Source organism: Rhodopseudomonas sp. B29 (genome assembly GCF_000333455.1).
GTDB lineage: Bacteria > Pseudomonadota > Alphaproteobacteria > Rhizobiales > Xanthobacteraceae > Rhodopseudomonas.
In genome coordinates this window covers 1-5,303 of the sequence record NZ_BADD01000222.1, presented here as the reverse complement: position 1 = coordinate 5,303, position 5,303 = coordinate 1, and the positions used below count along the sequence as shown (strand labels likewise).

General features: G+C 63.8%; 7 protein-coding genes. 3 read left to right on the top strand and 4 right to left on the bottom strand.

Translation table 11 applies throughout. From position 1 onward, the window contains the following. Nucleotides 1–559: MFS transporter (locus I5M_RS07850; protein WP_022720897.1), on the top strand; the 559-nt coding region annotated here is incomplete at its 5' end. Nucleotides 560–620: 61 nt separating this feature from the next. Here the strand turns inward: I5M_RS07850 and I5M_RS07845 are convergent. Further along, nucleotides 621–1,121 (bottom strand): hypothetical protein, encoded by a 501-nt coding sequence (locus tag I5M_RS07845; RefSeq protein WP_022720896.1) that lies wholly within the window; start codon nt 1,119–1,121, stop codon nt 621–623. A gap of 478 nt (nt 1,122–1,599) precedes the next feature. Here I5M_RS07845 and yghU point away from each other — a divergent pair, with 478 nt between their 5' ends. Beyond that, complete coding sequence (gene yghU, locus I5M_RS07840) at nt 1,600–2,469, top strand: glutathione-dependent disulfide-bond oxidoreductase (protein WP_022720895.1); 870 nt, start codon at nt 1,600–1,602, stop codon at nt 2,467–2,469. 144 nt (nt 2,470–2,613) lie between these two features. Here yghU and I5M_RS07835 read toward each other — a convergent pair whose 3' ends face one another. Beyond that, nucleotides 2,614–3,015 carry a group III truncated hemoglobin gene (locus I5M_RS07835; RefSeq protein ID WP_022720894.1) on the bottom strand — a complete coding sequence of 134 codons (402 nt, stop codon included), beginning with the start codon at nt 3,013–3,015 and terminating at the stop codon, nt 2,614–2,616. A 31-nt stretch (nt 3,016–3,046) separates the two neighbouring features. Next, complete coding sequence (locus I5M_RS07830; RefSeq protein ID WP_022720893.1) at nt 3,047–3,637, bottom strand: NADPH-dependent FMN reductase; 591 nt, start codon at nt 3,635–3,637, stop codon at nt 3,047–3,049. Between the two features lie 152 nt (nt 3,638–3,789). Between I5M_RS07830 and I5M_RS07825 the strand changes: the two genes are divergently transcribed. Next, nucleotides 3,790–4,773, top strand: coding sequence for an aldo/keto reductase (locus I5M_RS07825; RefSeq protein WP_031335820.1), 984 nt, complete (start codon nt 3,790–3,792; stop codon nt 4,771–4,773). 41 nt (nt 4,774–4,814) lie between these two features. Here the strand turns inward: I5M_RS07825 and I5M_RS07820 are convergent, their stop codons facing one another. After that, nucleotides 4,815–5,288: a hypothetical protein gene (locus I5M_RS07820; protein WP_031335819.1), complete on the bottom strand. Its 474-nt coding sequence runs from the start codon at nt 5,286–5,288 to the stop codon at nt 4,815–4,817. Between the last annotated feature and the right edge of the window lie 15 nt (nt 5,289–5,303).

The following is a 5,303-nucleotide window of genomic DNA, read 5'->3' as shown; positions in this document are numbered from 1 at the left end:
CACCCTGCTGCTGGCGAATTTCTTCTGCTGCGCGACGCATTCCGGGCCGATCTTCCACACCGTCAGCTACGCCGTGACCTGCGGCATCCCGATGATCGCCGCGGTGTCGATCTACAGCGTCGAAGGTTTTTCCGGCATGTTCGGCCGCATCGGCTTCGGCCTTGCCGGCGACCGCTTCGGCGCCCAGCGCGTGCTGGTGCTCGGCCTCTTGGCGCAGGCGCTCGGCGTCGCGTCCTATGCGTTCGTCGGCTCGCTGGGTGGCTTCTACGCCGTGGCGGTGGTGGTCGGCTTCATTTATGCTGGCACCATGCCGCTCTACGCGGTGATCATCCGCGAGAATTTCCCGCTGCGGATGATGGGCACGATCATCGGCGGCATCTCGATGGCCGGCAGCCTCGGCATGTCGACCGGGCCGCTGGTCGGCGGGCTGATCTACGACCGCTTCGGCAGCTACGCGCCGATGTATCTGGCCGCCTGCGGCATGGGCCTCACCGCCATGCTGATCGTCGCCGCCTTCCGTCCGTTCCCACAGCGCCAATTGGAGACGGCGCCAGCATGAGTCCGCAGGCTGGGCAAAGGCGCACAGCGCCGTGCCCACGCCCTGCTCTTCTGATAGCCTGCTACTTCTTTTCCTCGATCTTCTTCTTCGTCATGATCGCCAGCAGCGCGTAGTCCGGGGTCTTGCCCGGCTCGCTGGCGATCTGGTCGTAGAACAGATAGTCGCCGTCGAGCCGCATCCGGATATCGTCGATCTTGACGGCGTCGATCGGATTCAGCGTCACCAGCGTACCGCCTTTCACCGAACCAACCTTTGTGCCCGGCTTCAACGCCGTCGCGGTGCCTTCGACAAAGACGATGCTGCCGTCGGCTTCGATCTTGAACTTGTCGACCTCGGTGAATTTCTGCGTGCCGAGTCCGTCGCAGGTCATCGATGCCTCGTCGACGACGTAACTCTTGTCGTCGCCTTTGAAGCGCATGACGATGTCCGGACAGGTATGAACCTCCCCGCCCATCTGAAACACGCCCTTGCCGCTCCAGGTGCCGTCTACAAACGCCGCTCCGCCCGCAAACGCCGGCGCGCTCAACAGCCCGCTTACCGCTACGATCCACCACCGTGTCATGTGCGCTCCTCCGCCAGGCCTCACTGCTATCTTAGGCAGCGGGGCGGAATTGCAATGGTAGCAGACCGGAGACACACAATTATTCGCGATGGCAAAGGCGTTGAGTTAGTTCATCGGTGCCTGAGTGTAGGAATACGACGATCATTTCGGCAGCTCGATATAGCGCAGAGCATTGCCTCCCCCTCAGTGTCATCGCCCGCGAAAGCGGGCGACCCAGTATCCCAGGGCGTCCGTGGCCGAGCACTGAGCAGCAAGCATGCGCTCTGGAATACTAGGTCCCCCGCATGCGCGGGGGATGACGGCATACAGTTTGGCGGCCGCACTGCCCTTCATTTCTCCCGCTTGTCCGACACCTCGCGCAGTCGTGCATGGCAGCATTCGCTCCCTCCCCTTGCAAAGCGCCGTGGTGTCGCCATTGTCTCAACTCCCGCCGTCTACCCCACCTCAAAACCACCCACCTCATCCCAAGGAGCCCGCAATGACCGACGCCCCCTACACGCCGCCCAAAGTCTGGACCTGGGACAAGGAAAACGGCGGCCGGTTCGCGTCGATCAACCGGCCGATCGCCGGGCCGACGCATGACAAGGAGCTGCCGGTCGGCAAGCATCCGCTGCAGCTGTATTCGCTGGCGACGCCGAACGGCCAGAAGGTGACGATCATGCTCGAAGAGCTGCTCGCGCTCGGCCACAAGGGTGCCGAATACGACGCCTGGCTGATCAAGATCGGCGACGGCGATCAGTTCTCGTCCGGCTTTGTCGACGTCAATCCCAATTCGAAGATCCCGGCGATGCTCGACCGCTCGGCCAACCCGCCGATCCGCGTGTTCGAATCCGGCTCGATCCTGCTCTATCTCGCCGAGAAGTTCGGCGCCTTCATCCCGACCGACCTGGCCGGGCGCACCGAGACGCTGAACTGGCTGTTCTGGCAGATGGGCTCGGCGCCGTATCTCGGCGGCGGCTTCGGCCACTTCTACGCCTATGCGCCGGAGAAGTGGGAGTATCCGATCAACCGCTTCGCCATGGAGGTGAAGCGGCAGCTGGACGTGCTCGACCGTCGTCTCGCCGAGACCGAATATCTTGCAGGCAGCGACTACACGATTGCCGACATCGCGGTGTGGCCGTGGTACGGCGGCCTGGCGCTCGGCTGGCAGTACAACGACAGCGCCACTTTCCTGGATGTCGCGAGCTACACCAACGTACAGCGCTGGGCCAAGGCGATCTTCGAGCGCCCCGCTGTGAAGCGCGGCCGCAAGGTCAACAGAGTCACCGGCGAACCGTCAGACCAACTGCACGAACGCCATGACGCCGGCGATTTCGACATCAAGACGCAGGACAAGGTAGCAAAGTAATTACGCCTTCCACTGTTATTCCGGGATGCGCCCGCAGGGCGCAGACCCGGAATCTCGCGCGGTGGAGCACCGTGCCGAGACAGATCGAGATTCCGGGTTCGCTCACGACGTGAGCGCCCCGGAATGACAAGAAGAGAGACTGAACTACACACTATGCCTTGGTGCAGCCACGCGGCCTTGCGTCGTGGCGATGCCCATCTCGAAGCTGTCGGCGATGCGGCGGGCGCGGATGATGAACTCGGCGGCGAGTTCCGGCGCGAACAGTTCGTTTGCGGTCGCTTCGAACAGCCTCAGCCAGCGATCGAAATGCTTAGGATCGAGGCCGAGCATCAGATGCGGCCGCATCGGCCGGCCGCCGTAGCGCCCGGTCTTGAGCAGCATCGACGACCAGAAATCGGTGATCTGCGCGATGTGGTGATCCCAGTCGGCGACGGCACGGCCGAAGATCGGGCCGATCAACTCGTCCTCGCGGGCGCGGGCGTAGAAGGTGCGGACAAGCAGACCGATATCGGCGTCGGTGAGCGCTGGCGAGGTCAGGCTGGACATGCTGCCGATGTAAGCCCTCCGGCCCCTCGGCTCAATATGGCGGCGCGCGTTTGGCACGCTGGGCCTTGGCGGCTTCGACCCACCAGCCGAGATCGTCGGCGAACCGCGGGAACGCCCGCGCCAGCGCCTTGCCGCCCTCGCCGATCGGCGCGCCCGTCTCGTCCAGCGTCTGCGAAATCGGGCCGACGCCGAGCGTCGAGGAGATCACCACCATGCCCATTTCGCTCAGGATGCCGTGCCAAGCCGTGGCGGAGCGCACGCCGGAAAACCGGCCGGCCGAATAGCTGGCAATCGCCGCCGGACGCCAGAACCATTCCTCCAGGAAATGATCGGTCAGGTTCTTCAACCCGGGCTGAACACTCCAATTATATTCGCCGGTGACGAAAACGAAACCATCGGCGTCGCGGATCTTCTGAGCGAGATCTTCCAGCGCCGCTGGTGCCTCACCCTTGGGATATTCCTTGTACATGCGGTCGAGCATCGGCAGCCCCACCGCCTTGGCGTCGATCAGTTCGACATCGTCGCCGCGCGCCGCCAATTCGCGGACCAGATAATCAGCCAGCCGGATTCCCATCCGGTCGCTGCGATAGGAGCCATAGAAAACGAGCAAACGATGCGACATCTAGCATGATCCCTTTGAATTTCGCTGATGATTAGCAACAGCTTGGACCGATGACTATCCCTTCTCGCCGGAGAGATTGCGGCCACAGCGTCGCAGCGATGCCGCAAATTTCCGATAGTATGATCCGCTGGCGACAACGCAGGAAACGCGCGATGAAACAGCGAAACATCGGTCACAGCGGGATCGAAGTCGGTGAGATTGGTCTGGGCTGCATGGGAATGTCGGAATTCTACGGCCCGACCGACGACGAGGCGTCGCTGCATACGCTCGACCATGCTTACGAACTCGGCGTCACGCTGTACGACACCGCCGACATGTACGGCAATGGCCACAACGAGCGGCTGCTGTCGGCGTTCCTGCGCCGTCATCGCGACGTCCGCGTCGCCAGCAAGTTCGGCATCGTCCGCGGCGAGACCGTGTTCGATCGCCGTATCGACAATTCGCCGGCCTATATCGCGTCGGCCTGTGATGCCTCGTTGCAGCGGCTCGGCGTCGATACCATCGATCTGTACTACGCGCACCGCATCAACACCGAGCAGCCGATCGAGGACACGATCGGCGCAATGGCGCGGCTGATCGAGGCCGGCAAGGTGCGGGCGATCGGATTATCGGAGTGCTCGGCCAGAACACTGCGCCGCGCCCATGCGGTGCATCCGATCGCAGCGGTGCAGAGTGAATACAGCCTATGGAGCCGCGATCCGGAAGCCGAAGTACTGCCAGCCTGCCGCGAGCTCGGCGTCAGCTTCGTTGCCTATTCGCCGCTCGGTCGCGGCATGCTGACCGGCGCGATCAGCCGCGCGGACGACTTGCCCGCCAACGATTATCGCCGTTCGTCGCCGCGGTTCGTCGGCGAGAAATTCGATGCCAATCTGCGGCTGGTCGAAATCGTCAAGCAGCTTGCGGCGGCCAAGGGCTGCACGCCGGCGCAGCTCGCGCTCGCCTGGTTGCTAGGCCAGGGCGACGACATCATTCCGATCCCGGGAACGAAGCGGATCGCTCGGCTTGATGAAAACATCGGCGCAAGCAGCATCGTGCTCGTCGAGGCGGACCTCGCAGCCATCCGCGAGGCGCTGCCGGCAGGCGCGGCCTCCGGCGAACGTTATCCCAAGGGCGGCCAAGTCGGTCTCAACGCCTGAGCCGGCCTGTGCCGACCAAGCATCCGGCGGAACGCGTTCTCTCAGCTCTTCGGCAGCTTCGGGATCGAATCGGCGAAGCCGTTGTAGCAGGCGAGGCGCTCGTCCTCTTCCTTTCGAAAGCGGCATTCGGCAACGGCCTTCGCGGCCTTCGGCTTAGCGCCCTTCGCGGCCGGCTTGGGCGGAAACACCGCGTCGTAACAGTCGAGCCGCTCCTTGGTGCCGTCCTCGATTTCCAAGCAGGCCTGGAGCTTGTTTGCGACCGAGGGGCTGCCGGCCGGTTTGGCCGATTTCGACCGCGCCGGCTTCGGCGCAGCGGCGGGCTGCGCGGTCGCAGCCGGAGCAGCCGCTTCGGGCGCCGAGGCAGCGGCCTGGGCGGGTTTGGCGAGCCCCTTTGCGCCCTTGGGTTTCGGCTTGATCTGCACCAGGGGCTGATCGCCGACCATCGGCGGCGCAGGCGTCTGCGCCACAGCCGCAGTCGACAACAGAACAGCCGCCAAAATCACGCTCGTTCTCATCGATTTTCCCCATCG